At 70.5% G+C, this 2074-nt stretch carries 2 protein-coding genes; one reads left to right on the top strand and one right to left on the bottom strand.

The window, feature by feature from the left end; genetic code table 11:
- Positions 1-21: 21 nt before the first annotated feature.
- Positions 22-297 carry a hypothetical protein gene (locus tag CCN39_RS51405; protein WP_208630681.1) on the bottom strand — a complete coding sequence of 92 codons (276 nt, stop codon included), beginning with the start codon at positions 295-297 and terminating at the stop codon, positions 22-24.
- 374 nt (positions 298-671) lie between these two features.
- On the opposite strand from CCN39_RS51405, the gene CCN39_RS46925 reads away from it, so the two are divergent.
- On the top strand, positions 672-2074 hold a 1403-nt coding region (locus tag CCN39_RS46925; RefSeq protein ID WP_143264450.1), incomplete at its 3' end, for a HAMP domain-containing protein.

Below are 2074 nucleotides of genomic sequence, written 5' to 3'. Positions count from 1 at the left end.
TTCGGCCGCTGGCGGCGGGGCTCACGGTCCGCGGTCCCCCAGTCCGGCCGGCTGCTGATGTCCGCGGTCCCGCCGTACGGCTACTGCCCGGACTTCCTCACCCCGGCCGGTGCCCGCACGATCGGCGACGGGATCTCGGCCGTGCTCGAGACGCCCCCGCCGCCAGCGGCCGAAGAACGGCTCACCCTCCGGCCGCCGGATGCGGTAACTGCTCATCAGCAGCTCCCACATCGGGTCGGCGTCCTCGGCGATGGTCACCTTCGCCAGATCCGCTTCGGTGAAGTGAACTTTCAACATCGACGGCGCCACCCCTTTCCCGGCCGAGGGTAACGGGCAGCGCCGGGACCCCCGACAGGGGTCACGCGGCCGCCGGAAAATCACGCACCCGGGCCGGAATCCCACACGGCCTGACGAGCCGTCTTCACCCTCCGCAAGGGTAAAAAGCCGTGCTGTGGCAGTTCACGCTGTGTGATTGGTGCGTACGGGGGAAACGACCGGCATTCCTTGACAACACCGCGGTTACCGGAGTTACGTCGTCGGCTGAATTCCGCGGAAAAGGAACCGGAAATCGTTCTCGGGTCACCGGTACGAATCGAGCCACGCCACTGATGAAAGAAGACGAACACTCGTCCCGCCGTTCCGTCACCTCCTGGAATCCCGGCAGCTGGCGGTTGCGCACCAAGATCTCCGTAGTGCTGTTGCTGCCCGTCCTGGTCGCCCTGCTGCTGGCGGGCGGCCGGGTGCAGGCCGAGCTCGCCCGGGCCGGGGGGCTCAGTGCCGTCCGCGACCAAATGCCGGTCGTGCAAGGGATTTCCGAACTCGCCGGGCTGGCCGACGACGAGATGATCCACGACGGCGGAGCCGCCCAGACCGCCGCGGTCGACGAGAAAGCCGCCGCCGTCCGGCACGACGCCGCCTTTTCCCAGCTCAAGCCGGAGCTGTCCCGGTCTTTGGAAGATCAGCTGGGGAAATTGGCCGACCTGCGCCAGCAGACCGGTTCGCCGGCCGTCAAAACCGCGGCTTACCACGACTTCACGGTCTCGCTGAGCGAAGTGATCGCCGGGGTCGTCGAGCAGGCCGGGAATGGTGATCTCGGCGCTTTGGCCGCCGTCGCCGAATCATTGGTGCAGCTGAGGACCAGTCTCGCCGGTCAGCAGGCGCTGGCCGGCCGGTCCGAAGGCACCTCGGCGGCGGCCGCCGAGCGCGCCGCGGCCGAGGAAACCGTGCTCACCGGACAGATCCGGCGCGCGCTGCCCGCCGGGGCCGCCGCCGCCCGGTTCGCCGCGGCGACCAGCACTGGTGCCGGGGGCGCCGAGGCGAAGCGCACGATGCTCGGCACCATCCTCGCCGAGCAGGTGAAAACGCTTTCGGACGCGGTCGGCGCGCAGACCAACACCGCCCGGTCGGACGCGCTCCGCGACACCGCGCTGGTGATCGCTTCGCTGCTCGGCGCCCTCGCCATCGCCCTCGCCGTGGCCCGGTCGGTGGTCGCCCCGATCCGGCGGCTGCACGCCGCCGCGCTCGACACCGCGCAACGCCGCCTGCCCGGCACCATCGAACGCATCCGCGAAGGCGAGGAGGTCGACTGGCGGGCCACCGCGCCGATCCCGGTCGACTCCGAGGAGGAGATCGGGCAGCTCGCGCGGGCCTTCGACGACATGCACCGGCAGGCGGTGCGCCTGGCCGTCGGCGAGCAGGCCGAGATGCGGATCCAGGTCAGCGAGATGTTCATGACGCTGTCCCGGCGCAGCCAGTCGCTGGTGGAACTGCAGCTTTCGGTGATCGAGGACCTCGAAGCCGACGAACAGGACCCGCAGCGGCTGGCCGAGCTGTTCCAGATCGACCACATCGCCACCCGGCTGCGGCGCAACGGCGAAAACCTGCAGGTCCTGGCGGGCGGCAGGCCGGTCCGGCGGGACGTCGGCCCGGTCGCGACGGTCGAGCTGCTGCGGGCCGCGACCTCGGAGGTCAAGGACTACCAGCGCGTCTCGCTCGGCAACGCCCCGCGCGGATCGGTGCAGTCCGAGGCCGCGGCGGACGTCGTGCACATCCTCGCCGAGCTGCTGGAGAACGC

The sequence above is a fragment of the Amycolatopsis kentuckyensis genome (genome assembly GCF_002155975.1).
Lineage (GTDB): Bacteria > Actinomycetota > Actinomycetes > Mycobacteriales > Pseudonocardiaceae > Amycolatopsis > Amycolatopsis kentuckyensis.
Note: the sequence above shows the minus strand (reverse complement) of the source record. Positions and strands in the feature narration are given on the sequence as shown.

What these genes read in the sequence shown, in the direction of transcription:
- CCN39_RS51405 (WP_208630681.1), bottom strand. Translation starts at nt 297, where the DNA reads ATGTTGAAAGTTCACTTCACCGAAGCGGATCTGGCGAAGGTGACCATC.